The organism is Erwinia phyllosphaerae (assembly GCF_019132875.1).
GTDB classification, from domain to species: domain Bacteria; phylum Pseudomonadota; class Gammaproteobacteria; order Enterobacterales; family Enterobacteriaceae; genus Erwinia; species Erwinia phyllosphaerae.
Genome location: NZ_JAHSPF010000001.1, coordinates 400,839 through 425,894 on the forward strand (window position 1 = coordinate 400,839; position 25,056 = coordinate 425,894).

Sequence of the window (25,056 nt, forward strand, 5' to 3'; positions counted from 1 at the left end):
CCGCTTTTACATAGCGGCCCCCGGCAGGTTAACCAGCATAAGAACATGATGAAATTAAACTCTTCTCAACAGCGTCCCTATCAGGAAGTTGGCGAAATGCTGCGCAAGCTGATTGCGCAAAAACCTTACGCTATCGGGGAGCGTCTGCCGCCTGAGCGCGAAATCGCCGAGAAGCTGAACGTAACCCGCACCCTGGTACGCGAAGCGCTGATCATGCTGGAGCTGGAAGGATTAATTGAGGTCAGGCGCGGCGCGGGGATCTTTGTCCTCGGCGAGCGTATGACGCCGGAGCCTGTTGCCCATGAAGCAAGCAGCTGCAACGATGCCGGCCCTTTTGAAATGCTACAGGCGCGCCAGCTGCTGGAAAGCAATATCGCCGAATTCGCCGCCATTCAGGCGACGCGTGACGATATCCGTAAAATGCGGCAGGCGCTGGAGCTGGAAGAGAGAGAGCTGGCTTCCGGCGCGGTTAATGAAACCGAAAACGGCGATATGAACTTTCACCTGGCGATAGCGCAGGCGACGCATAACAGCATGCTGGTGGAGCTGTTTAAACAGTCCTGGCAGTGGCGCGAGAACAATACCATGTGGAGCCAGCTGCATCGGCATCTGGCCAATACGCACTACCGTAAAGAGTGGCTGAGCGATCATAAAAAAATTCTGGTCGCGCTGATTAAAAAAGATGCCCGCGCGGCAAAGCTTGCCATGTGGCAGCATCTGGAAAACGTAAAGCGCCGCCTGCTGCAGTTTTCTGACGTGGACGACATCGATTTTGACGGCTATCTGTTTGACTCCTGGCCGCTGGACAAGGTCAGCGACCAGCAAAATGAAAGCTAAGGCCTTAATTTATTTCCGCCCCGACAAGCTATAAGACCTGAACGAAGCCATGAGACGATTTCAGCCTGCCGGGCAGGCTGAATAAAGGAAAAGGCCTTAGCTCAGGTCGCTGCCGTTACCGGCAATCACTTTCTGATACCAGTAAAACGATTTTTTCCTGTAGCGGTTACCGGTGCCGGAAATGGTGTCGTCCAGATCGACATAGATAAAGCCGTAGCGCTTGCTCATCTCGCCGGTGGACATACTGACCAGGTCGATACAGCCCCACGGCGTATATCCCATCAGCTCTACGCCATCCTCAATCGCCTCTGCCATCGCTTCAATATGCTGGCGCAGATAGTTAATGCGATAGTCATCCTCGACGTTGAAATGTTCATCCGGCTTATCCACCGCGCCCAGGCCGTTTTCGACAATAAACAGCGGCTTTTGATAGCGGTCGTACAGCAGATTCAGCCCAATACGCAGGCCAACCGGATCGATTTCCCAGCCCCAGTCGCTGGCTTCAAGGAACGGATTGCGCGCGCCGCCCAGCAGATTTCCCTGGGTGCCCGCCGCGTCGGTATGCGTTTTGTTGATGGTGGTAGACATGTAATAGCTGAAGCCGATGTAGTCCACCGTGTGCTGTTTAATTAACGCCAGATCGCCCGGCTGGATATCCAGCTTCACGCCAAGCTTTTGCCAGAGGTTTTTGGCGTAGTAAGGATATTTGCCGGTAACCTGCACGTCGGCGCAGTAGTAGTTAAACGACTGCATTTCCTGGAGCGTGGCCAGCTGGTTCAGCGGGTTGCAGTCATACGCATAGGCGGTAGCGAAAATCACCATACAGCCAATCTGAATAGCGGGATTGGTCTCGTGGGCAATTTTTACCGCCAGGCTGCTGGCGACAAACTGGTTGTGCCACGCCTGAAACTTCGCCTGCGGATCCAGCGCGCCGGTTTTTACCGTCATGCTCTGGCTCATCATCGGGAAATGCGCCGCGCTGTTGATCTCGTTAAAGGTCATCCAGTATTTTACTTTCTGGCCGTAGCGCTCCAGCACCGTGCGGGCAAAGCGCTCAAAGTGGCCGATAACGTCGCGGTTTTTCCAGCCGCCAAATTCGGTGGCCAGATGCAGCGGCATCTCATAATGCGAGATAGTGATAACCGGCTCGATGCCGTGCGCGATGCAGGTGTCAATAACCTCGTCATAATGACGCAGGCCCGCTTCGTTAGGCTGCAACTCTACGCCATTGGGATAGATGCGTGTCCAGGCAATTGAGAAGCGATAGCATTTGAAACCCATCTCTTTAAATAGCGCAATATCTTCGCGGAAGCGATGATAGTGATCGATGCCTTTATGGTTGGGATAGGTATAGCGAGAGGGATCAACGGTGAAATCAAAGTCGGGAGAGGACACGATAGCCAGGCGTTCTTTGCCGCCGGGAATGGCATCGACGATTGAGAGTCCTTTACCCTCCTCATCATAAGCGCCCTCAACCTGATTCGCGGCGGTCGCTCCGCCCCACATAAAGCCTTGCGGAAACCTTTCTTTCATTGCATTCATCCTTTTTAAAACGACAGGTTTTAACAGCAATTGACTGAAGCACCGGAGGATTTTAAAGCAAAAGCGGCAGCGCTAACAGGAACTAATACGGCGAGGGAACAATAGCCGACAGGAGCTGTTCACTACGCGGAATGAAAAATCCCGGAAGCCAGGCCTCCGGGAGAGGGTTACAGCGCGACGCGCATAACGTCGTCAGGTGCGGTGGCTTCCTGCTTGCGGGAAGAAGCCTGCTTGATGGTGATATAGAGGGTCTGGCCGTCCGGCGACAGCGCCAGGCTATTTGGATGCGTCGGCGCTTTAAGGGTTTTCAGCACCTTATAGGTTTTGCCGTCAATAATGCTGACCTCACCCGCATCGCGGTGGGTCACGTAGATCTCGTTGCGCTGCGGGTTAAACAAGACCGCCAGCGATTCTGGCACGGCGACTTTCTGCATGACCTTACCGTCGCGGGTATCTACCACCAGCAGCTCAGCCTGCTTAGAGTCGGTGATAAAAGCACGATGCGCAGCCGTATCCAGGCTGATGTTCAGGAAGAAATGCTCGCCTTCGGCCAGTTTTACCTTCGATAACAGCTTGTTGCTGGTGGTGTCGAAGGTAAACAGCTCGTTATCACCGCCCGTGGCATACAGGCGGTGCGCCTGCGCGTCCAGCGCCAGGCCGGTAGAACGCTTGCCTAAGCCGGTAAAGGTATGGCGCAGCGTCAACGCGTCGCCGTCCACAGCCCAAATCTGGCTTTCTTCGCCCACGCCGCTGACGTAAACGGTATTGGTGCTTTCATCTACCACCAGCTCGCGCGGCGCAAGCGGACGGAAGGTCTCGCTGCGCGGACGCTTATCCAGAACCAGACGTCCTTTAACGTCGCCGCTTTTTGCATCAATAGCCGTTATTGCGCTGTTCAGCGTATTGCCAATAAACAGCGTGTCGGTTTTGGTATTGATAGCGGTGCCGAAAGGCTTCAGGTCATTGTGAATGGCCTGGGTAATCGCCAGCGTCTGCGGGTTCAGGCGATAAACGATGCCGCCCTTGTCCAGCTGGCGGCTTTGCGAGGTAGAGACATAAAGCGCCTGCTGAGACGGGCTGTAAGCCATTTCGTAAGCGCCTTTGCCTACCGGCTGGCGTAGCGGATCGGTGGTTTCACTGTGGGCCGGCAGCGCGGCAGCAAACATCGCCAGCGTCAGAAGATACCCTTTTCCGCGGCTGAAATTAAAATTCATATTCTCTCCATGTAATTAACGTTATGAAAACGGCGGACGGCCGCAGAAGCTACGGCAGCCGCGAATGCTTATCCTAAGATGGCTGTTGTCAGCCGCGCGGTGCAGCAACGCCGATCCCGCTCGTCAAAAATAGCGATTTCCCAGACCTGCTGGCTGCGCCCCAGATGCAAGGGCTGGCAGACGCCGCGAACGGTGCCGCCGGTCACGGCGCGATGGTGGCTGGCGTTAATCTCGGTGCCAACCACGCACTGTCCTTCCTGACTGGTCAGAAAACCCGCCATCGAGCCCAGCGTTTCCGCCAGCGCCACCGAAGCGCCACCGTGCAGCAGGCCAAACGGCTGCTGCGTGCGGGCATCGACCGGCATCGATGCCTCCAGTTCCGTCTCATCCAGCCGCGTGAAAATCATGCCAAGATGGGCGACCATCGATCCGTCCCCCATGCGATTCAGCTCGTCCAGGCTCAGCTGGCGTTTCCAGATTGATTTTTGCATTACGCCCCCAGCGTACTTCCACCGTCAATCACGATATCCTGCATGGTGATATGGCTGGCTTGATCGGACGCAAGAAACAGAATAGTGCTGGCGATCTCCTGCGGCCGGGCGATTTTGCCCAGCGGGATACCGACCTTAAACTGTTCCGCAAAGCCGCGAATACGCTGCTGCTCCGCATCGGGGCTGTGCCACAGCGTGCGTTGCATATCCGTATCGGTAGAGCCAGGCGATACCAGGTTGCAGCGCACGCCGTAACCCGCCAGCTCCAGGCCAACGGTCAAACTAAGGCTGCGCAACGCCGCCTTGGAAGCGCCATAGGCAGACATGCCAATGCGCGGGCAGTGTGCCGCATCTGATGCAACAGTGACGATAGCGCCGCCGCGCTGGGCGCGAAATACCGGCATCGTCTGCTGAAACAGGTTAAACGCACCGCCGACATTAACTGCCATCACCGCCTGCCAGTCAGCCACGTCCAGCTCGTCGGTCGCTCCCATGCGCAAAATACCTGCGCCGTTCACCAGCACATCCAGCCGTGGCGTTTCCAGCAGCAGCCGCTGGCAAACATCTTTGACCTGCTGCGCATCGGCCACGTTCAGCTCGTGCGTCTGGAACGGATAGTCAGCCTGCGGAAACGCCAGATCCAGCCCAATTACCTTTGCGCCCGCCTCGTGAAAAGCCTGCGCGGTAACATAACCGATGCCTTTTCCGGCACCGGTTACCCATACGTGTTTGTCCGTAAAATCGAAACTCATGCGCGCTCCCGCGTCAGCAGACGCCACCAGGCCGCCAGCGTGGGCTCTTTAGCCAGCATGACAAAGTCGATATCGTCGAACGCTTTGCGCCAGCGTGCCGCCAGCGCCATCATGCGTACCGAATCCAGACCGTAGTCGATCAGGTTTTCGTCATCTTCCGGCGTTTCGTCCTCGTCCAGCATCGGCTGTACCAGCGCGCGCAGCTGTTCAATGCTCTGCGGCACCGGCAGCAGATCTTCGGTCATGACGACTTTCCCGGCACGCCCGGCGGTGTATTTCAGCGCCATCAAATGCTCGTCGCGGCTGAAGTCGGCCAGCGCATCCGCCACCATAAAAGGCTGCACGTCGCGCATAAAGGCATCAATAGCGGTGGTCAGGCAGCCGATATGGGCATACACGCCGCAGATAATCAGCTGGTCGCGGCCGGTTTCTTTCAGATGCTGCTCCAGCGGCGAACGGTGGAAGGCGCTATAACGCCATTTTACCAGCACTTCGTCGCCCTCTTCCGGTGCCAGTTCGGCGACTACCTTCTGCTGCTCCGGATGCTTGTTCAGGCCCGGCCCCCACATATCGTTCAGCAGCGCGCGGTCTTTATCGCTCTGATGGTTCGGCTGCGCCGTGTAGTAAACCGGAATATTGTTCTGACGGCAGTAGCTGCGCAGCGCCGCGATGTTGCTGATGACCTGTTTGATCATCGGGCAATCTTCGCCCCAGAAATTGATGAAGTAGTTCTGCATATCGTGGATAAGCAGCGCACCGCGCGAAGGGTCAAACGCCCACTTCACCTTGTTTTCAGGCAGATCGGCTGCGGTCGGCAGTGCATAGGCTTTTAGTGCAGGAATAGACATGTTTTCTCCAGAATTCAGTTAGTTTGCGCGGCCAGCTGGTGACGCAGCAGTTTCTTATCCACTTTGCCAACGGGCGTCAGCGGCAGCTCGTCAACCGTTTCGATGCGGTCGGGCAATTTGTAATCCGCAACGCCCAGCTCGCGCAGATAGCGGCGGATCTCTACGGCGCGCACGGGGCGCTTGCCGACAATAAAGGCGCAGCTTTTCTCACCCAGCAGGCTGTCTTCCATGGAGACCAGCGCGACGTGCAGAATCGCTTCGTGGCGCAGCAGTAAGTTTTCGATCTCTTCCGCCGCTATTTTTTCACCGCCGCGATTGATCTGATCTTTCTCGCGGCCCTGCACGCAGATATAGCCGTCCGGCGTAATGGAAATCAGATCGCCAGAGCAGTAGAAGCCGTTGGCGTCAAAGGCGCTGGCATTGTGCTCCGGGCTGCGATAGTAGCCGCGAAACGTGTACGGGCCGCGCGTCATCAACCGTCCGGTTTCGCCCGGCGGCAGCGGGTTGCCCTGCTCGTCCGCGACCCAGACTTCGTCATCCGGGCTCATTGGCTTGCCCTGGGTTGAGCAAATATGCCAGGCGTCGTCGTTCAGCTGCGTGTAGTTGACCAGCCCTTCTGCCATGCCAAACACCTGCTGAAGCTGACAGCCGATTTCCGCCGGAATACGCGCTGCCAACGCTTCGCTTAACCGCGCCCCGCCAACCTGCAGCAGCTGCAGCGAACTGAGCGCACGACTGGTGCCCCACTCCTGAATCGCCTGCAGCCAGAGGCTGACCGCTGGCGGCACCAGCGCCGTAACCGAAATCTGATGTTTTTCAATGAGCGGAAAGCAGAGGTTGGCGCTTGGATCGCTCGCCAGCACGACGCAGCCGCCGCCGTAAAACACGCCTAAAGAGCCGGGCGAGCTGAGCGGATAGTTATGCGCTGCCGGTAGCGCGCAGAGATAGCGAGTTTTTTCGTTAAACCGGCAGACTTCCACGCTGCGACGGATACTGTAGTAGTAGTCGTTGTGCGTACGTGGGATCAGCTTTGGCGTCCCGGTACTGCCGCCGGAAAGCTGGAAAAACGCCACTTCGTCAGCCTTTGAAGGAGCGGCAACAAAATCGCCCTGCGCTTCAGCGATCAACGCTTCCAGCGAGATATCATCCTCGCGGGCATTACGCAGCACCACTTCGCGCAGCGAGGGATAGCGCTGGCGCAGCGGCTGTAGATAGTCGTCGCTGGCAAACAGCGCATGCTGCCGATCGGCAATCAGCAAGGCGGGTTCAATCTGGCTGGCGTAGGCATCCAGCTCCTGGCGCTGGTGGCTGAACAGCGCGTTGACCGGCGCTACGCCGATTTTCAGCAGCGCAAACAGCACGATATAAAATTCCGCCACGTTGCCTAACTGCACCAGCGCGGTATCGCCACACTTCAGGCCGCGACGCTGTAAGGCAGCAGCGAGACGGCTGCTGGCCGCTTCAAGCTGCTGATAGCTGTATTCGCGGTCGCCTTCAATCAGCGCCGTGCAGGAATTATCTGCCTGACGCGACAAAATGTCCGTCAGCGGCAGATCCAGCCAGTAGCCTTTTTCACGGTAGCGGGCAGCAAAATCGGCTGGCCAGCGGGAATAGGAAATCGTCATGGAAATGTCCTTATTGCAGTCCAAATACGTGCAGCATGGTGCTGAGCTTGACGCCGGTTTCGCGCCACTCCGACTCTGGCGACGAGGCCGGAACAATGCCCGCCCCGGCGAACAGGCGGATATTTTTTCCGGCCAGGGTGCCGCAGCGGATGGTCACCACCCATTCGCCGTTGCCTTCGTCGTCACACCAGCCAACGATGCCGCCGAACAGCTGACGATCGAACGGCTCCAGCTTTTCAATCCACTGGCGGGCCGCAACGTGCGGATAGCCGCTGAGCGCAGGCGTAGGATGCAGCAGGCAGGCCAGCGAAAGCGCCGTTTCCTGCGCCGAGCTGGTTTTGCCTTCAATCGCGGTCGCCAGATGCCACAGCGTTGAGGTGGTAATCAGCTCAGGCTTGTCCGGCACGTTCAGGTGACTGCTGCGCGGCTTCAGCACGTCGTGCATCGCGCTGGTGACCAGGCGGTGTTCATAGCGATCTTTCTGTGAAAACATCAGCTGTTCGCCAACGGCCAGGTCCCGCTCTTTGTCGCCGTGGTCGCGGCGTGCGGAACCGGCCAGCGGCAGCGAAAAGTAGGCCTCGCCAGATTTACGCAGCAGCAGCTCCGGGCTGGCACCCAGCAGCGTACTGCCATCCGCCAGCGGAACGTGAAAGTGATAGCTGGTGGGATTAAGCGCCACCAGCCTGTTCATCAGCGCGGCGGCGTTGACCGGCTCTTCCGTCGTGATATCGATCAGGCGCGACAGCACCACCTTGTCTAAACCTGGCTGAGCGGTCGCTTCTGCCGCTCGCGCCACCATCTCCTGAAACTCTGCCTGCTCGGGAATGGCCCGGCGGCCTGTAATAACCGGATTTGGCGTAGCGCTGGCCCGTTGGGCTGCGGCAATCTGCTGCTGGCGCGAAAAGGTTTCCGCGCGTTCGGGGATAAACAGAGCGGAAGGCTGCCGCGTATCGAACGGAATAGCGCCAACCAGTATCGGACGCACGATCCCCTTCTCTTTTGCCGCCGCAAAGGCGCTACGCACCTGTTGCTGAAACGCGCCCTGCAAATTGTCGCCGTCGGCGGCAGGACAGGTGACTTCGGCGAAGCGACCCTGAGTGATTAAGCTTTTCCACGCGGATCCGAAGAAAAAGCTCTCGGTTGAGAGAGGAACTGATGTTTTAACGTCATCAGCACAAAGCGTCTCCATATCGGCCTCCAGCCACAGCGATAATAAGGTTAATAATGATTATCATTTGCATTATCAACGCGTAACTTTAAGTAAATATTTTGTGATGTCAAGCGCCGTATCACAGTTTAAAGAAGCGGAAAACCTCACGCCGCGACCTGGCGCAGTATTAGCGCCTTTAAACTAAGCGTGTACCCTGCCCGCAGAAGCTGGCAGGGCAAGATTATTTTGCGACGCTTTCTACCGGCTCGGGAACCGGCTGGCGATAGCGCCTGAGGGAGCCGAAAGCACAGGCCAGCACGACGCCGATAAGCGCCAGTCCCAGCCCGCTGCTGCTGGCGGCGGCGGCAGGTAGCATGACGGTGGTCATGGCACCCAGCAGCAGCGCCCCCAGAGAATCACCCATCACGTTTTGCGCCGTCCACAGGCCGTTGATGCGGCCCAGCATGGCGTCCGGCGTCAGATTCTGGATCAGCGTGTATTGCAGCAATGCGCTTAGCGCGCTCAGATAGCCGAACAGCATCAGGCACAGCGCGCCTGCCTGCCAGTAAGGCATCAGCCCGCATAGCCCTACCGCCGCAAAAGCCACAATAGCGCTCAGCAACATCACCAACCCGGGGCGTGGATGCTGTGCCAGACTACCGCTGGTTAACGCCCCCGCTGCCGCACCTAAAGGGATAGCCGCGTAGAGAAAGCCAATTTGCTGCGCGCTCAAATCCCAACGCACTGCCAGCGCCGGATAGAGCACCCGCACCGCCGTCGCCATAGTCAGCAAAGCGCCCACCAGCGCCACGCCGCCAATCAGTGGATGCCTGAACAAAAATTTCAGGCCTTCCAGCAGCGCATGCAGCGGTTTGGCGTGCGACTGCGGCGGCGGCGGGAGCTGCGGCAAACGCAGCAGCGGGATTAGCGTAATAAAGCTACCCGCCGCCGCCAGCGCAAAGTTCCAGAAGACGCCGCCGGAAGCCAGCAGCACGCCGCCCACCATGGGCGAAATTACCGCGCCAAGCCTGACCGTCAGCATAGTGATAGCCCCAGCCTGCATCAGGTTTTCGCGCCCCACCAGCGCGGGCGTGGCGGCAAGCAGCGCCGTTACGCCAATCGCGCCGAAGAAGCCGTCCCACAGCCCCAGCAGATAAATCACCGTCAGTGAAGGCGACGGCAGCGCGGCATTGATGCACAGACCAATAAAGCCCAGCCCACAGGTAGAACGGGCGAACAGGATCAGGCGGCGGCGCTCGTGACGATCTGCCAGCACGCCGCCGTACATCAGGCCGGTAAACAGCGCCAGGCCGGTCAGCGTGACCGCAAGGCTAACCTGCAACGAAGAACCGGTCAGCGCCTGGATCTGTACCGGCACGCCGACGCCCAGCAGGCCCAGCGCCAGGATCGAGATAAAGCGGGCGATAAATACCGCCCGAAAAGCAGGATGCGTTTTCAGCAGGCTAAGGCTGAGCATAAAAGCGTGTTTTTTCATCCGGTCGCCTGGTTAAGAAGTTGGTTGAGGCGTGGGCCAATATGGGTGAACGCTTCTGCCGAAATAATATCGACGTGGGCGCACTCAACTGGCCAGGTTTGCAGGCTGTCCAGCCAGGGCGCCCAGGCCGTCTGCGCATCCTGACCGGGCTTAAGCGTTTTTTGCGCCACAAAAAGCGTTGCCTCGCCCGCAAAATGACGGCTTTTCGCGGTGGCCAGCAGTCGTACGGCGTCGCCATAGTTGCCTTCGATAGTGCTGAACAAATCGTTGCTCGCCGCCGCTTCCAGCGACTGACGCAGCCCCTGTTGCGCCGCCATAAAGGCTTCGCGCTCGCGATTGATTTCCGCCAGCACCTCTTCGTCCAGCTGCTCCGTACTTCCCCAGCTTTGCGTTTCCGGCGGCCAGGTATCCAGCAAACCCAGGAACGCCACTTGTTCCCCTGCGGCCTGCAAACGTGCGGCAATGGCGTGCGCCAGCGTGCCGCCAAGCGAGTAGCCCATCAGATAATAAGGCCCGTGCGGCTGCTGTTGGCGCAGCGTGGCCAGATGGTGGTCGCATACCTCATCCAGATTATCTGCCTGCTGCATTGGCCCGCGTGGACGCGGCGACTGAATGCCGATTAGCGACCAGCGCGCATCCAGATAGCGTTGCAGGATGCTGAACTGCCAGGCGAAACCAGAAGCGGGATGGAAGCAGAACAGCGTGGGGCCGTCCGTACGGCGCAGCGGTAAAATCGTTTCCATACCTGCACGGCTCGCTTCCTCTTCCGTTTGCTGCTGCGCGAGCTGAGCGGCCAGCGCGCCGACGGTAGAAGCAACCATCACCTGACCGACCGTCACCGGACGATCGAGGCGGCGGCGCAGATCGACCGCCAGCCGCATTGCCAGCAGAGAATGGCCGCCGAGCGCGAAGAAATCGTCGTTAACCGAGCGCACCTCGCATTCCAGCAGGCGGGCGAAAGCGTCAGCCACTATAGTTTCCACGCCCTCCGCTGGCGCACGCCCTTCTGCACTTGCCAGCTGCGGCAGCGGCAGCGCTTTGCGATCCAGCTTGCCGTTAGCGCTGAGTGGGAAAGCCTCCAGCTGCACCAGCACCACCGGCACCATGTGCGCGGGCAAACGTTCGCTCAGCTGTTCACGCAGCGCGGCCAGATCAAGCTCGCCCGCTGCGGAAACCACATAGCCGACCAGCTGGCGCTGATCGCCGCCTGCGCTGGCGTTACCCAGCACGCACGCGTTGGTCACCGCCTGCGCTACGTTATCCAGCGACAGCAGCGCCTGATCGATCTCACCCAGCTCGATCCTTTGCCCACGGATCTTAAGCTGATCGTCGCTGCGGCCCAGATATTCCACCGCGCCATCGCTGAGCCAGCGCGCCACGTCGCCGGTGCGGTACATTAGTTCACCGTCGCTTTGCGGATCGGCAATAAAGCGGCTGGCGGTCAGATCCGGACGCGCCAGGTAACCCTGGGCCAGCTGCACGCCGGTCAGGTAAAGATCGCCTGCGATCCCTGGCGGAACCGGCTGCATGTTGCCGTCGAGAATGCGCAGCCCCGTGTTCCACACCGGATAGCCAATCGGCACGCTGGAGCCGGTCACCTTTTGCAGCGCCTCGCCGTAAGCCGGATACCAGCTGACGTCCACCGCCGCCTCGGTCGGGCCGTACAGGTTGTGCAGCGGCACGCCGGTTTTGGCCTGCCACTGACGGCAGAGATCGGTCGGCAGCGCTTCGCCGCTACAGAAAACGCGACGTAGAGAGGCGCACGCGCCGTCATCCTGCAACGCCGCCACGAAAGCCGCCAGCATTGAGGGAACAAAGTGCGTGGTCGTAACGCGATAGCGGCTAAACAGCGCCTGTAGCGCCTGCGGATCGCGATGCGCTTCCGGTGGCGCCATCACCAGCTGAGCACCGGTCAGGAACGGCCAGAAAAACTCCCAGACCGACACGTCAAAGCTGCACGGCGTTTTTTGCAGGACGACATCATCTGCGCCCAGCGGATAGTGGTTTTGCATCCACAGCAGTCGGTTAACAATCGCTTCCTGCCCGACCATGACGCCTTTTGGCCTGCCGGTTGAGCCAGAGGTATAGATGACGTAGGCGGTATGGTGCGGACGCGACAGATCCTGCTCGATGGAGCCAGCGGATAAAGCAAGCGGCGCGTGATAGCAGAAGCTCTGCACGCCAGCATCAAAGCGGCTTCGCTGCTCTTCAGTGGTAATCAGCAGGCGCGGCGCGGCATCTTCCAGCATCATATTCAGTCGGTCTGTCGGATAGCCGGTGTCCAGCGGGAGCCAGGCGGCGCCCAGCTCGACAATCGCCTGCAGCGAGAGTGACAGAAATACCGAGCGCGGCAGCGCCACGGCCACGATATCCCCCGCCTGAACGCCTTTTTTCTTCAGCTCATGCGCCAGCGCCGTGACCTGCTCGCGCATTTCACGATAGGTAAAGTGATAGTGTTCATCGGCCAGTGCCGACGCGTCTGGCGTGCGCCGCGCCTGTTCGATAATCAGGCTGCTCAGCGTCGTCATCTTAACGTCAACTGCCGTATCATTAACCTGCTGCAAGAGCTGTTTCTCACCAGGATGCAGCAGGTCTGCGCGGCCACAGTCCATCTGCGGATTGAGCGCAAACTGGTTAAGCAGCAACGGCAGCCTGTCCAGATGCGCGCGCAGCGTTTGTGCCTGATAGCGTTCGGCGTTCGCCAGCACTTCCAGCGATACGTTGCCCTGCTCGTCAAGATAAAGCGCGATTTCCAGATCGCGAACCGGCCCGGATGCCAGCTGATGCGTCACGCCTTCTATCCCGGCAAAATCGAGGCGGTAATCAAACATCTTCAGGTTGATCACCGGCCCGAACAGCGGGCTAAGCTGGCCAATGTCGCGCTGGATCTGCTCGGCATCGTAACGCTGGTGGCGACGCACCTTTTTCAGCTGCTGCTGAAGCCGCTCGGCCAGCTGCGGCAGCGTGGTGTGGGGCTCAATGCGCACCGCCATCGGCAGGACGTTCAGTACCGGTCCGGTCGCGCTTAACGCCGCCGATCCCAGACGGCGCATAAAAATAAATCCGGCGCTGTATTCACTCCTTCCGCTAAGGCGCGCAAGCCACACCGTTACCAGCGCCAGCGCCAGTTCCGCCGCGTTAAGACTGCTCTGTCCCAGCAGCGTCTGAAAATCTTTGCTGTCGAGCCGTAAGTGCTGGCGGATTAGCCGCGTGGTGGCGCTTTGCCCGTCCAGCGGCAGCACCGAAAGGCTGGCCGGCATCGGTAACTGGCTGGCCTGCTCCTGCCAGAAAGCGGCATCGCGTTGCCTGGTCGCCGAGGCGTTGTAGCGATCGTACTCTTCCACTACTTCGCTAAAAGGCACAAACGGCGTTGGTTGCGGCGGCGTCCCTGCGCAAAGCGCCGTATAAATTTCCGCGATACGGCGGGTAATCGCGGTAAAACTGAAGCCGTCGACCACCAGATGATGGAAACGTTGATACCAGTACCAGCGCGTGTCGCTTAAGCGGAAAATGATATGGCAATAAACCGGGCTGCCGCTGCTGATGCGTAAATCCTGATCGAGATCCTGCTGCATTGCGGCCAGCGCCGAAGCAACCGGATCGGCCTCCTGACGGAGATCGACACAGCGCGGCGCGGCGAAAACAGCGTTGTTATCAACCCACTGCACCGGCACGCCATCCTGCTCATCAAAACGCATGCGCAGCGTGTCGGCCTCCTGCATGCCGCTGACTACCGCCTGACAAAGCAGCGGCTCGTTCAATTCGCCGTTCAGCTCGACGTAGTGCGCCACGCTCCAGGCGTTGACCTGCGGCGAAAGCTGCTCCGCCATCCAGATGCCTGGCTGCGCGGCAACCAGCGGCATTACCTGCTGTGTTATTTTCTTCACCAGCGTTTCGCCTGTTTCAATAGTCATGATGTTTTCTCCGCTGCGGCGCAATCCGGGGTCAGGTTCTGCCAGCGGCCAGCCAGCCAGTCGTTGCAGGTCTGCTGCGTAGCCGGGCCATACACCCGCTGCCAGCCTGCCGGCAACGTACAGTGTTCAGGCCAGAGGCTGTAACGCTTGCCGTTTTGCAAAATGAAAAACGGGCCCTCTGGGCGATCGAAAGGATTACTCTGTTCCATCGAAAACTCCGGATAAGTGAAAAGGTTGCCACAGCGTGGTCAGGCCGTTGATCAAACCGCCGCGCCAGCAAAGCGCATCGTGCCCGCCGTCGAAAAGGCGATAGTGCAGCGAGGGATGCGCCCTTTGCAGTAGCGGATAAATATGTTGATTAGCCCGTAAAATAACCGGCTCACGCAGGCCAGCTTCCAGATAAATGCGCAGCGGGCTACCCTTGCCTAAACCTTTGGTCAGCTGCTCTGCCAGCCAGCCAGGTTCGCCCGTCTTTTGACGATGCGGCCACCAGAACGAGCCGGACTGGCTCAGCACGCAGCCGAAGCGCTGCGGCCAGTGCAGGCCAGCGTAAAGCGCGGAAAGGCCGCCAAAACTCTGCCCGGCAACCACCGTTGTCGTGGCATCGTCGCGCCAGCTAACCTGCGTGGACAGCAGCGGCAGCAGCTCTTCCTGGACGGCCAGCCAGAAATCGGGATTACAGGTAAGTTCCTGACCGCGATGCTGCGTATCAATCGCGTCGATGAGCAGATAAACCGCTGGCGGCAAATGGCCGCAGTTGGTCTCCGCCTGTAGCGCTGGCCATACCGGCATCTGTTCTGCCCAGAATTTGCCGTCCAGCAAAATGGCGAGCGGCAGCGGCTGCGGGCTTTCGCCAGTGGTAAAAAGCCATACCCGGCGCTGATTGCCCAGGCGCTGGCTTTGCCACTGGATGCAGCGAGGCGCGGTAAATTCGGTTTCATTTTTGTCCCAGCCCGGCTGCGCGGGTGCCTGCGGTAAATGCAGCGCGGAGGCGGGATGACCACGTCCCCCCTGCCAGCTGTTGGGATTAAGCGGATCGGCAATGGCCTGCGGCAACAATTTGCGCCAGCCTTCGCGCAGTGCCGTGCGATCCGGCGGCTGTTGCAGCGCGGCGGCGGAAAAGTCGTTTTCGCTGGTGGAAGGAATCAAACAGTAGCTGCCGCGCCAGCTGGCGTTCAGGCGGACCTGCCACTGCCAGACGTCGCTGCCGTCAATACGCTGTAAGCTTTGCGGTGCGCGCGGCTGATGGTGATCGGTCACGCCGGTTATATAGATCCAGACCCGTTTAACCGATGAAGTCAGCTCCCCACCGGCCGGGTCCTGCCAGTAAAACGTCACGGTGCAAATATCGCCCTCCGTCACGATTGAAGGCGAAACCAGGCCAGGCTTTTGCGGCCAGGCTACAACAGGATCGCTTTCTAAACTGCCAGCCATATCATTGCCTTATATAAGAGGTAAAACCGGAACGGCGTCAATTTTATTGATAATAATTTTCATTTGCAATAAGAAAAGGTGACGAACCGGTGAGTTGGCGCCACGGACGGCTTTAACATAAGCCATATAAATTCAAGGGATTAGCAAGGAAAGGCGGCTATGATCTGGCCTGAATAGCGGTAAAGCAGGGGGTAAGGCGACCTTAAGAGACAGGAAAGGAAAAAATAAGGGCAGGAAAAAAGATAAGCGCCGTTGATAGCTGGCGACGCTGGATTGCAGAAAAGTTAAAGTACGGCTGACACTTTACCTCGCACCGACGGTGCGAGGTTTATAGCTGGGTTAGCTTTGCTCCGCAGCCGGATCGTGCAGGCGCTGACGCTGGCGCAGGCCAGGAAACCAGGCCATCCATAGCCCCACCACTATCAGCGTGCCGATACCGCCCAGCGCTGCCGCCGGGGCCGCGCCCATCCACGCCGCCAGCATGCCGGATTCAAATTCGCCGAGCTGGTTAGAAGTGTTAATAAAAATAGAGTTTACCGCGCTGACGCGTCCTCGCATCTCGTCTGGCGTATCCAGCTGTACCAGCGCGCCGCGAATAACCATGCTGACCATATCGAAACCGCCCAGCGCAAACAGCGCCAGCAGCGAAAGCCACAGCTCTTTCGACAAGGCAAAAACCAGCGTGGCTGCGCCAAAGCCCGCCACGGAAGCAAACATAATGCGTCCAACGTTACGTTCAAGCGAATTACGGCTGAGCCAAAAGCCCACCAGCAGGCCACCGACCGCAGGCGCGCCGCGCAGCAAGCCTAATCCCCACGGCCCGGTATGCAGAATATCTTTGGCAAAAATGGGCAGCAGCGCCGTAGCGCCGCCCAGCAATACGGCAAACAGATCCAGCGAGATTACGCCAAGTACGTCTGGCCGGTTGCGGATAAACTTGACGCCAGCAAAGACGCTGGCAAAGGTAGCCGGCTGGCGCGGCGGTGGCGCATGGTCGTAACGCAGCCGGCTCACCATCACAACGGAAATCAGATAAAGCACGCCGGTGGTGACGTAGACGGCTGCTGGCCCTGCAACATAAAGAAAGCCGCCCAGCGCCGGGCCAAGCATCGAGGCCGTCTGCATTGAGGCCGCATTAGCTGCCGTCGCTCGCGCCAGGATGCCGGGCGGCACCAGCGCAGGCAGCATGGACTGTAGCGAAGGCGCTTCCAGCGTTCTGGCAATCGACAGGATAAAAATCAACCCCAGAATCACCAGCTCGTTGGTGAGATGCAGCAGCGTTAGTACAGCGAGCGCGGCAATGGCCAGCAGCTCGGTTAACTGTCCCAGCAGCGTGACCAGACGACGATCGAACTGGTCGGCGACGTGTCCGGCAGGCAGCGCCAGCAGCACCGCAGGCAGAAACTGTGCCAGCCCGATTAAGCCAAGATCGAAAGCGCGACCGGTGATGGCGTAGATCTGCCAGCCCACCGCGATAGAAAGCATCTGAAAACCAAAGCTGGAGCTGGTGCGCGCCAGCCAGAAAGCGACAAAAGAACGGTGGTGAAACAGCGATTCTGTTTCCCCGGAAGCGGGCGATTGCATAGCATTTCCTGATTTTTTATTTTTTTGACAGCGCCAGATCTTGCGCAGGTGACGCCTGCTGCGGGGCATATTTCCACAGCCAGCGGCCGCTGGTCATGCGACGGTAAAAGAAGATACCACGCACAATCCAGTCAAGAAACATGCCCAGCCAAATCCCGACGACGCCAAAGCCCAGCACCACGCCCAGCCCATAACCGGCGACGATGCGGCATCCCCACATCCCCAGTAGCGAAACCCACATGGTGAACCGGGCGTCGCGCGCGCCTTTTAACCCGGCAGGCAGTACCCAGGAAGCGGCCCAGAACGGCATAAACAGCGCGTTCAGCCAGATTAAAACTTTCACCACATGGATAACATCTGCATCACGGGTATAGAACGAAGCCAGAATCCCGGCAAAAGGCACCGTCAGCGCGGCCAGCGCACAAAGACCAATGGTTGAGAGCCAAAAAATGTGCCGCAGCTGCCTTTCCGGCTGCCCGAGCTGCCCTTTTCCCAACCGCGTGCCAACGATAATAGTGGAGGCGGAGCCCAGCGAGTTGCCCGGCAGGTTAATCATTGAGGCGATAGAAAAAGCGATAAAATTCCCGGCGATAACATCGGTACCCATCCCGGCGACAAAAACCTGAGTCAGCAGTTTGCCGCCGTTAAACAATACAGATTCGATACTGGCCGGCACGCCGATGCCCAACACCTCCATCAAAATATTGGTGTTAAGCTTGCTAAAATAGCTTTTGAGCGTGATTTTTAGCCGTGGATTAAAGCCGATAGCCAGCACGTAAATTACCGCGATTGCGCCAATATAGCGCGCGATAGTCAATCCCAGCCCTGCCCCGACAAAGCCCATGCCTTTCCAGGAAAAGCAGCCGTAAATCAGGACGGTACTGATAATAATATTCAGGATGTTCATGCCGCCGTTGATCAGCATGGGGATTTTCGTGTTGCCCGCCCCACGCAGAGCGCCGCAGCCAATCAGCGCAATTGCCGCGGCTGGATAGCTCCAGGCGGTGATATTAAGGTAAGTTTGCGCCAGCGCTTTAACCTGCGGTTCTGCGCTACCCGCTATCAGATCGATAATCCATTCGCCATAAAATTCGATGCCGATCGCCAGCAGCACGGCAAAAATGGTCATCAGCACCAGCGACTGACGAGCCGCCGCCTGCGCGCGTTCGCGGTTAAGTTTACCAAGGCTGAACGCCACCACCACAGTAGTACCCAAATCGATGGCGGCGAAAAAAGAGATGATCACCATGTTAAAGCTGTCGGCCAGCCCGACGCCCGCCATCGCTTCCTTACCCAGCCAGCTGACCAGAAAGGTGCTGAGCACGCCCATCAGCAAAACACAGAGGTTTTCAAAAAAAATCGGCACCGCCAGCGGCGTAATTTCTCGCCAGAAAAGTACCCGATATGAACGTCTTTTTGGATACCACGGCGTACGCCGGACCGCCTGTAACGGGGAAACTCTGAAGATTTGCAAGATAATGCCTGCCAGAAAGGGAGAAGACTCTACTGATGATGGTTAAAGGCTGCCTGATATGCAAAATCTTTTTCTGACAAAAGGGTGAATTTTTACAGGTCGGTTGTCACAAAAATTTGCCAGCGCTTATCGGGGGCGAATAAACGCTTTTTGCAGCAATAAAAAAAGGCGATCGACGATCGCCCTTTCATCAACGCTGCTATTTACTGACCTTTAGGCACGCCCATCGCCTTCAGTTTTTTCGACAGCTCGCGGCGTTCTTTGGAAAGATCGGCGTTTTTAATGATGTAGTCATCCACGCGGTCTTCATAGTCGCTACGCATGCTGCCGATGATTTCCTGAATGGCTTCGACGCTCATGCCCGGCTTGATGTACTCGCTGAGGTTATCCAGCAGCAGGACACGTTTCTGGTTGTCGCGGATTTTCTTTTCGATATCGTGAATTTCACGCTGCAGCTTGTTCTTACGACGGAACATCCGCACAAACTCCAGTACGTCCTGAAAGGATTGCTTTGCATTTTCCATGGAAACACCTTCTGTTCAGGCCTGCGTGGCAGGCATTATTATCATAGCGCTCAGCTTAGCGGCACGCCGCGGCCGAGGGCAATTTTCAATTTGTAGAGTCGGACTGGCGTTATCTTAGCGCGAACCGACGTTTTTCGCAGTAAGTTGTTATTAATCGCTTATTTACGCAGCACTAGCCGCATCAGTTCGGAGAGCCTTGTCAGCTGGGCCGCCATCTCCAGGCTTAGCCAGACGTAACCGTGAATCGGCGTTTCCACCAGCTCGTCACTGTTGGATTCCGCGATCAGCTGCCGTAGCTCACGGGTAATTTCTGCCAGCTCTCCGCTGTTGGCGGCAATTTTTTCCGTGCTGCCTTCCACAATCGCCGTCGACAGCGCGCGCAGCGTATCTTCCGTCATCTGTTGCGTACGCTTTAGCGCTGGCGCATTCAGCATAATCAGATGGCTTTCACGCGATGACCACCAGGCGTTCAGCTGTAGCTCCAGCGTGCACACCATATTGCGGTTCAGGGTTTGAATACCCTCAAACACCGAGCGAGGTATGCGGGTTTCTTTGCTGGCGGGATCGATTAACGAACGCATTTTAACCACGCCGGTAAGCAGTCGCTGTAAAGGGCGAGTCAGTCGCGGTTTATCCACCAGGTTAGGCGAGAAACCGGCATGATAGATTTTTGCGGTTTCCAGTAAGGAGTCGGAAAGCTTAATGCGCCAGTGGGTATAGGCTTTTTGCGGATAGATACTGGTAAACAGCAGCGCCAGAAGCGATCCGAGGATCACATCGCCGCCGCGCCACAGCGCCATCGTCATATCGCCCGGCGCGCCACCGCAGATAACCGCCAGCGTAATGCCAATCAGCAACGCCATATAGGGATGTTTGCCGAGCGTTAGAAAACCACATAAAAACATGACCAGCGTGCACCAGGCGAGCATCACCGGCATCGACCAGAGTTCCAGTCGTAACGCGATAAACCCCGAGACCGATCCAAAAATGGTCCCGCCAATGCGCTGAATAGCACGAGGAAAAACGTTGCCCCAGGAAGAGATCGGCCCCATCACCACCACTAACGTAATCAGCGGCCAGCTGCCTTCCGGAATAGCGAACAGCCGTATCAGCAAAAAGGTCAGAACAAACGCCAGCGCAATGCGGATGCCGTGCACCGTGCGATAATTACGATAAAGGGTGAATTCAAAGGCCGATAACGGCTTGTCGGGACGCACAAGACTCTCCAGGCGGTGACTAATTGCCCGGCATCATACCTGAAGTCAGGGAGATCTTAAGTGAAATAGCGTAACTTTTACCGTCTTCGCCTTTAGTGTTAACTCGCTGTTTACAACGAGCCGCGCTCGTCACTTTTATCTTATGGCGGGTAATGATAAGCGCGGCTTAAACAAAGCGTATTAATATCGGCGGCCCTGCAAAGAACCGCCGGTATTGCTTACAGTTTGCGCTTAATATAATCAGTAATACGCGTAATGATTCCAGCTTTTTCCACCGGCTGCAGGGTGACCAGCGGATAGGAAGCCAGTTCCTTATCGCCATCCACCAGTTGAATTGTCCCGACCTGCTCATGTAGTTTCAGCGGCGCTTCCAGATCTTTGCGATCGATAACGTACTTCGCCTTAACCTTCTTCACGTCTTCACGCGGAAGAGAGAGATAGACGTCTTTATCGCTGCCTACGGACACCTGATGCGGATTGCCGTACCAGACGTTTTCATGACCAATTTCTTTACCGGCATGGAACAGCTGAATGGTGTCAAAGTTATTCTGGCCCCAGATCAGCAGTTTTCTTGCCTGCTCTTCACGGCCTTTAGAACTTTTGCCACCCATAATGACCGCGATTAAACGGCGCTGGCCGTCAACGCTTGAAGCGATGATATTAAAACCTGCGCTTTCGGTATGGCCGGTTTTCAGTCCGTCAACGTGCAGCGTTTTATCCCATAATAATCCGTTACGATTCTGCTGGGTAATACCGTTCCAGGTCAGCGATTTTTCACCATACATCTGATAGAAATCTGGCTCGCCATAGATAATCGCGCGCGAAAGCTTTGCCAGATCGCCTGCGGTCGTATACTGACCCGGCGCATCCAGACCGTGTACCGTTTCAAAATGGGTATTGGTCAGGCCCAGTTTCTGAACATACTGGTTCATCTGATCGACGAAAGCGGCCTGGCTGCCCGCAACGTAGTCCGCCAGCGCCACACAGGCATCATTGCCGGAATCGATAATCACGCCGCGGCTAAGATCGCGTACCGACACTTTTTCGCCCGGCTTCAGGAACATCAGCGACGAGCCTTTAAAAACCGGATTACCGGCCGCCCAGGCATCTTTGCCCACGGTGACCATGTCATCACGCGTGATGCGCTTACTGTCGATGGCGCGGTCAACCACGTAGCCGGTCATCAGTTTAGTCAGGCTGGCCGGGTTGCGGCGCTCATCGGCATTGCCCTGCGTCAGCACCTGACCCGTTGTGGCATCCATCAAAACCCAGGAAGCGGCGTCGATAGCTGGCGGAGTCAGGGGAAAAGCTAAGGGGTTATCTTCAGCATGGGCCACGGCAACAACGGCCAGAACCAGGCTGATACTTGCAAGCTGACGCTTCTTCAACGGAAAATCCTCGATATCTGCAGTGAAAAAAACCTGCCTGTTGTACGGGATTTCATGCTGTAACGCGTTAAAAAATTGCAAGAAAATATTAAGATTAGCCTGACTATTTAGCTCCGCTTGAGTATGTAAGCTTGCAAGTATCGTGATAAAGAAGTTTGAACCTGATGCAGATTCAGTGCTTGTGCCAGTTGCTGGATAAAAAAGATTACCCCTCAGCTTTACGACAAAGGCTTCAGCCCACCTGCAAATTGCTCTACCATTAGAAAAATATTTTCTAATTGGATGCCTGTCAGTGAAACACGATGCTTCGCAACCCACCTTCCTTTTCCACGACTATGAAACCTTCGGCAAAAGTCCGTCGCTGGACCGGCCTGCGCAGTTTGCCGGTATTCGTACGGATATGGATTTCAACATTATCGGCGAACCGGAAGTGTTCTACTGCAAGCCTGCCGATGACTATCTGCCGCAGCCGGAAGCCGTGATGATCACCGGAATAACGCCGCAGCTGGCGCAGGCGAAAGGGTTAAGCGAGGCGGCGTTTACTCAACGTATCCACCAGCTGTTTAGCGAGCCAAACACCTGCATTGTTGGCTACAACAATATTCGCTTTGACGATGAGGTTACGCGCAACCTGCTCTATCGTAACTTTTACGATCCTTACGGCTGGAGCTGGCAGAACGGCAACAGCCGCTGGGACCTGCTGGACGTGATGCGCGCCTGCTACGCCTTAAGGCCGGAAGGCATTGCATGGCCGGAAAACGATGACGGTTTCCCCAGCTTCCGTCTGGAACATCTGACCAAAGCCAATGGCGTCGCCCATGAAAACGCGCACGACGCCATGTCCGACGTTTATGCCACTATTGCCATGGCTAAGCTGGTGAAAGAGAAACAGCCGCGCCTGTATGATTTCCTGTTCAGCCATCGTAATAAGCAAAAGATTATGACGCTGATCGATATTCCGCAGATGAAGCCGCTGATGCATATTTCCGGTATGTTTGGCGCATTTCGCGGCAATACCAGCTGGATTGCCCCGCTCGCCTGGCATCCTGTTAATAAAAATGCGCTGATTACCTGCGATCTGGCACAGGATATCTCACCGCTGCTGGAGCTGGACGCGGATGCGATGCGTGAAAGGCTCTATACGCGCCGGGAAGATCTGGGTGAAGCTTCTCCTGTTCCACTAAAGCTGGTGCATATTAATAAATGTCCTGTGGTAGCGCCTGCAAACACGCTGCGCGCGGAAGATGCCGAACGTCTGGGAATCGATCGCCAGCTATGCCTTGATAATCTGGCATTGCTGCGCCAGCATCCTGAAATCCGCGAAAAAGTAGTCGCGCTGTTTGCAGAAGCGGAACCTTTTACCGCTTCGGAAGACGTAGATGCTCAACTCTACGACGGCTTTTTCAGCGATGCCGATCGCAGCGCGATGAATATTATCCGGCAAACTACACCGGAAAACCTGCCCGCGCTGGACTTAACCTTTAACGACAAGCGCATTGAAAAACTGCTGTTCCGTTATCGCGCGCGCAATTTCCCCGGCACGCTGGATGAAGCTGAACAAAAGCGCTGGCTTCAGCATCGCCGTGAGGCGCTGGATCCTGAGCGGGTACAGAATTATATTCAGGAGCTGGAGATGCTGTTCAATCAATATGAAGGTGATAAGGCGAAGATGGCGCAGCTGAAAGCGCTGTTTGACTATGCACGCGAGCTGGTCTCCTGACGCGGAGATAAATGACAAAGGGCGCCGAAGCACCCTTTCTCAGTACGGCCGCTGGCATACGATAAGAAAAAGGGCGCCGAAGCGCCCTTTCAAACTGCTGGCCGATTACATCGGCTCTTCAGTCCACTGCGGTACCGGTTTGCGGAAGCGATGGGTAACGGCGGCCAGGTAGAGCAGACCAATCGCGCCCCACACCAGGCCCAGGATCATGGAACTTTCTTCCAGGTTAATCCACAGCGCCCCTACCGTTAACGCGCCGCACAGCGGCAGTATCAGGAAGTTAATATTATCCTTCAGCGTCTTGTTACGGCCTTCGCGGATCCAGAACTGCGAAATCACTGACAGGTTCACAAAAGTAAACGCCACCAGCGCGCCGAAGTTAATCAGCGCCGTCGCCGTTACCAGATCGAAGGTAATAGCAGAGAGGGCCACCACGCCAACCAGCAACACGTTCAGCGCCGGAGTACGCCATTTTGGATGGATATAGCCGAAGAAACGCTCCGGGAACACCCCGTCACGACCCATTACATACATCAGGCGAGAAACGCCAGCGTGTGCAGCCATACCGGAAGCCAACACGGTAATGCAGGAGAAAATCAGGATGCCGAACTGGAAGGTTTTACCCGCCACATAGAGCATGATTTCCGGCTGCGACGCGTCCGGGTCTTTAAAGCGCGAAATGTCCGGGAAATAGAGCTGCAGGAAGTAGGAAACCACGATAAAGATCACGCCGCCAATCAGGGCAGTCAAAAAGATCGCTTTCGGGATAACACGGCCTGCATCTTTGGTTTCTTCAGACAGCGAGCTGATGCCGTCAAAGCCAAGGAACGAGAAGCACAGGATCGTCGCGCCGGTAATCATCGGCACAACATGAGCCTGCTCAGACCAGAATGGTTTGCTGCTGACCAGCGTGCCGGTGCCTTCACCGTGCGCCACGCCATAAATCACCATACCGGTGATAGCCACCATCACTACCATCTGCAGTATCACAATAACGCTGTTAAAGTTGGCAACGGTTTTAATGCCTTTCAGGTTAGAAAGCGTCATAAAACCAACCAGCAGCACCACGAAAATCCATGAAGGAATTCCCGGCACCAGCGCTTCAAAATAAATTTTCGCCAGCAGAATATTGATCATCGGCATGATCAGATAATCCAGCAGCGATGACCAGCCAACCATAAAGCCAACGTGTGGGCTGATAGCTTTCTGGGCATAGGTATAGGCCGAGCCGGCAGACGGGAAGCGGCGAACCAGCTTGCCATAGCTCAGCGCAGTAAACAGGATCGCGATCAACGCGAAGGCGTAGGCGGTCGCTACATGACCATCGGTCAGGCCGGAAACAATGCCAAAGGTATCGAACAGGGTCATTGGCTGCATATAAGCCAGGCCCATCATCACTACAGGCATCAGAGTCAGCGTTTTTTTCAGGTGCGCGCGTGACTGCGGCGCAGAAGCTGGATTATGCGACATGATTCAGCCTCCCCATAGCATCAACCTTTCTGGGCTGAACCACAGGGAAACTTCGCTTTATGCGAGCGCTTTTCATTGTAGAGAGGGTAAAACAGGCAGGAGTGAAGGGATTCGCTGCCGCTGCGCCGTAGTCGTCGCGCAGATGTTTACCGGCTGCGGCCGGGGTAATGAAATGTTGACCCATCTTTACTTTCCTCAAAATGACGCTGTAAGCGTGTATCTGTCCGGTATTGAACCGGCCTCTTTAAAAATTTTCGTGCAAAAAAAAATAACCGACGCGTTGAACGCCGGTTATCAATTACAGGGGACATATTTTGCCTGGCTGTAAAACAGAATACAAGTTTTTTGGCCCCTTGCTGGCCATTTCTTTGCTGACG

General features: G+C 56.9%; 20 protein-coding genes. 3 read left to right on the plus strand and 17 right to left on the minus strand.

Features of this window, described 5'->3' with window-relative positions; all coding sequences use genetic code 11:
* Window positions 1–48 precede the first annotated feature (48 nt).
* Window positions 49–837, plus strand: coding sequence for a Uxu operon transcriptional regulator (gene uxuR / locus KUE00_RS01775; RefSeq protein ID WP_246758070.1), 789 nt, complete (start codon window positions 49–51; stop codon window positions 835–837).
* A 96-nt stretch (window positions 838–933) separates the two neighbouring features.
* Here uxuR and KUE00_RS01780 read toward each other — a convergent pair whose 3' ends face one another.
* From KUE00_RS01780 to dacD, 16 genes are all read right to left on the minus strand, one after another.
* Window positions 934–2,370, minus strand: a complete 1,437-nt coding sequence (locus KUE00_RS01780) for a glycoside hydrolase family 1 protein (protein WP_281434434.1) — start codon at window positions 2,368–2,370, stop codon at window positions 934–936.
* Window positions 2,371–2,546: 176 nt separating this feature from the next.
* Window positions 2,547–3,545 carry a 7-bladed beta-propeller protein YncE gene (yncE, locus tag KUE00_RS01785; RefSeq protein ID WP_246758071.1) on the minus strand — a complete coding sequence of 333 codons (999 nt, stop codon included), beginning with the start codon at window positions 3,543–3,545 and terminating at the stop codon, window positions 2,547–2,549.
* A 116-nt stretch (window positions 3,546–3,661) separates the two neighbouring features.
* The gene (gene entH, locus KUE00_RS01790) at window positions 3,662–4,084 is read right to left on the minus strand and encodes a proofreading thioesterase EntH (protein ID WP_246757772.1); all 423 of its coding nucleotides are present in this window, start codon (window positions 4,082–4,084) and stop codon (window positions 3,662–3,664) included.
* Window positions 4,084–4,836, minus strand: coding sequence for a 2,3-dihydro-2,3-dihydroxybenzoate dehydrogenase (gene dhbA / locus KUE00_RS01795; RefSeq protein WP_246757773.1), 753 nt, complete (start codon window positions 4,834–4,836; stop codon window positions 4,084–4,086). Before dhbA ends, entH begins: the two co-directional genes overlap by 1 nt.
* The gene (locus tag KUE00_RS01800) at window positions 4,833–5,684 is read right to left on the minus strand and encodes an isochorismatase (protein WP_246757774.1); all 852 of its coding nucleotides are present in this window, start codon (window positions 5,682–5,684) and stop codon (window positions 4,833–4,835) included. The genes dhbA and KUE00_RS01800 overlap by 4 nt, the downstream gene beginning before the upstream one ends.
* Window positions 5,685–5,698: 14 nt before the next feature.
* Window positions 5,699–7,309, minus strand: coding sequence for a (2,3-dihydroxybenzoyl)adenylate synthase (locus KUE00_RS01805; protein ID WP_246757775.1), 1,611 nt, complete (start codon window positions 7,307–7,309; stop codon window positions 5,699–5,701).
* Window positions 7,310–7,319: 10 nt separating this feature from the next.
* Entirely contained in the window at window positions 7,320–8,498 is a 1,179-nt protein-coding gene (locus tag KUE00_RS01810; protein ID WP_246757776.1) for an isochorismate synthase, read from the minus strand.
* A gap of 202 nt (window positions 8,499–8,700) precedes the next feature.
* Window positions 8,701–9,954: an enterobactin transporter EntS gene (gene entS / locus KUE00_RS01815; protein ID WP_246757777.1), complete on the minus strand. Its 1,254-nt coding sequence runs from the start codon at window positions 9,952–9,954 to the stop codon at window positions 8,701–8,703.
* The gene (locus tag KUE00_RS01820; RefSeq protein ID WP_246757778.1) at window positions 9,951–13,868 is read right to left on the minus strand and encodes an enterobactin synthase subunit F; all 3,918 of its coding nucleotides are present in this window, start codon (window positions 13,866–13,868) and stop codon (window positions 9,951–9,953) included. The genes entS and KUE00_RS01820 overlap by 4 nt, the downstream gene beginning before the upstream one ends.
* Window positions 13,865–14,077 (minus strand): MbtH family protein, encoded by a 213-nt coding sequence (locus KUE00_RS01825; protein ID WP_246757779.1) that lies wholly within the window; start codon window positions 14,075–14,077, stop codon window positions 13,865–13,867. The genes KUE00_RS01820 and KUE00_RS01825 overlap by 4 nt, the downstream gene beginning before the upstream one ends.
* Complete coding sequence (fes, locus tag KUE00_RS01830) at window positions 14,064–15,302, minus strand: enterochelin esterase (RefSeq protein WP_246757780.1); 1,239 nt, start codon at window positions 15,300–15,302, stop codon at window positions 14,064–14,066. Before fes ends, KUE00_RS01825 begins: the two co-directional genes overlap by 14 nt.
* 339 nt (window positions 15,303–15,641) lie before the next feature.
* Window positions 15,642–16,886, minus strand: a complete 1,245-nt coding sequence (locus tag KUE00_RS01835; RefSeq protein WP_246757781.1) for an MFS transporter — start codon at window positions 16,884–16,886, stop codon at window positions 15,642–15,644.
* A gap of 16 nt (window positions 16,887–16,902) precedes the next feature.
* Window positions 16,903–18,360: an EmmdR/YeeO family multidrug/toxin efflux MATE transporter gene (locus KUE00_RS01840; protein ID WP_246757782.1), complete on the minus strand. Its 1,458-nt coding sequence runs from the start codon at window positions 18,358–18,360 to the stop codon at window positions 16,903–16,905.
* A 203-nt stretch (window positions 18,361–18,563) separates the two neighbouring features.
* Window positions 18,564–18,884: a DUF496 family protein gene (locus KUE00_RS01845; RefSeq protein ID WP_246757783.1), complete on the minus strand. Its 321-nt coding sequence runs from the start codon at window positions 18,882–18,884 to the stop codon at window positions 18,564–18,566.
* Window positions 18,885–19,042: 158 nt separating this feature from the next.
* Complete coding sequence (locus KUE00_RS01850; protein WP_246757784.1) at window positions 19,043–20,101, minus strand: FUSC family protein; 1,059 nt, start codon at window positions 20,099–20,101, stop codon at window positions 19,043–19,045.
* 218 nt (window positions 20,102–20,319) lie between these two features.
* Window positions 20,320–21,489: a serine-type D-Ala-D-Ala carboxypeptidase DacD gene (gene dacD / locus KUE00_RS01855; RefSeq protein ID WP_246757785.1), complete on the minus strand. Its 1,170-nt coding sequence runs from the start codon at window positions 21,487–21,489 to the stop codon at window positions 20,320–20,322.
* Between the two features lie 292 nt (window positions 21,490–21,781).
* On the opposite strand from dacD, the gene sbcB reads away from it, so the two are divergent.
* On the plus strand, window positions 21,782–23,209 hold the full coding sequence (sbcB, locus tag KUE00_RS01860; RefSeq protein WP_246757786.1) for an exodeoxyribonuclease I: 1,428 nt from the start codon (window positions 21,782–21,784) through the stop codon (window positions 23,207–23,209).
* 105 nt (window positions 23,210–23,314) lie between these two features.
* On the opposite strand, the gene KUE00_RS01865 is transcribed toward sbcB, so the two are convergent.
* The gene (locus KUE00_RS01865; protein ID WP_246757787.1) at window positions 23,315–24,679 is read right to left on the minus strand and encodes an APC family permease; all 1,365 of its coding nucleotides are present in this window, start codon (window positions 24,677–24,679) and stop codon (window positions 23,315–23,317) included.
* Between KUE00_RS01865 and KUE00_RS01870 the strand changes: the two genes are divergently transcribed.
* Window positions 24,678–25,007 carry a hypothetical protein gene (locus KUE00_RS01870; protein WP_246757788.1) on the plus strand — a complete coding sequence of 110 codons (330 nt, stop codon included), beginning with the start codon at window positions 24,678–24,680 and terminating at the stop codon, window positions 25,005–25,007. The genes KUE00_RS01865 and KUE00_RS01870 overlap by 2 nt on opposite strands.
* The last annotated feature ends 49 nt before the right edge of the window (window positions 25,008–25,056 follow it).

Bases quoted from the DNA above. Each gene is read 5' to 3' on its own strand.
- uxuR (WP_246758070.1), top strand. From the start codon at position 49: ATGAAATTAAACTCTTCTCAACAGCGTCCCTATCAGGAAGTTGGCGAA.
- KUE00_RS01780 (WP_281434434.1), bottom strand. From the start codon at position 2,370: ATGAAAGAAAGGTTTCCGCAAGGCTTTATGTGGGGCGGAGCGACCGCC.
- yncE (WP_246758071.1), bottom strand. From the start codon at position 3,545: ATGTTTGCTGCCGCGCTGCCGGCCCACAGTGAAACCACCGATCCGCTA.
- entH (WP_246757772.1), bottom strand. From the start codon at position 4,084: ATGCAAAAATCAATCTGGAAACGCCAGCTGAGCCTGGACGAGCTGAAT.
- dhbA (WP_246757773.1), bottom strand. From the start codon at position 4,836: ATGAGTTTCGATTTTACGGACAAACACGTATGGGTAACCGGTGCCGGA.
- KUE00_RS01800 (WP_246757774.1), bottom strand. From the start codon at position 5,684: ATGTCTATTCCTGCACTAAAAGCCTATGCACTGCCGACCGCAGCCGAT.
- KUE00_RS01805 (WP_246757775.1), bottom strand. From the start codon at position 7,309: ATGACGATTTCCTATTCCCGCTGGCCAGCCGATTTTGCTGCCCGCTAC.
- KUE00_RS01810 (WP_246757776.1), bottom strand. From the start codon at position 8,498: ATGGAGACGCTTTGTGCTGATGACGTTAAAACATCAGTTCCTCTCTCA.
- entS (WP_246757777.1), bottom strand. From the start codon at position 9,954: ATGAAAAAACACGCTTTTATGCTCAGCCTTAGCCTGCTGAAAACGCAT.
- KUE00_RS01820 (WP_246757778.1), bottom strand. From the start codon at position 13,868: ATGACTATTGAAACAGGCGAAACGCTGGTGAAGAAAATAACACAGCAG.
- KUE00_RS01825 (WP_246757779.1), bottom strand. From the start codon at position 14,077: ATGGAACAGAGTAATCCTTTCGATCGCCCAGAGGGCCCGTTTTTCATT.
- fes (WP_246757780.1), bottom strand. From the start codon at position 15,302: ATGGCTGGCAGTTTAGAAAGCGATCCTGTTGTAGCCTGGCCGCAAAAG.
- KUE00_RS01835 (WP_246757781.1), bottom strand. From the start codon at position 16,886: ATGCAATCGCCCGCTTCCGGGGAAACAGAATCGCTGTTTCACCACCGT.
- KUE00_RS01845 (WP_246757783.1), bottom strand. From the start codon at position 18,884: ATGGAAAATGCAAAGCAATCCTTTCAGGACGTACTGGAGTTTGTGCGG.
- KUE00_RS01870 (WP_246757788.1), top strand. From the start codon at position 24,678: ATGATTCAGCCTCCCCATAGCATCAACCTTTCTGGGCTGAACCACAGG.
- KUE00_RS01865 (WP_246757787.1), bottom strand. From the start codon at position 24,679: ATGTCGCATAATCCAGCTTCTGCGCCGCAGTCACGCGCGCACCTGAAA.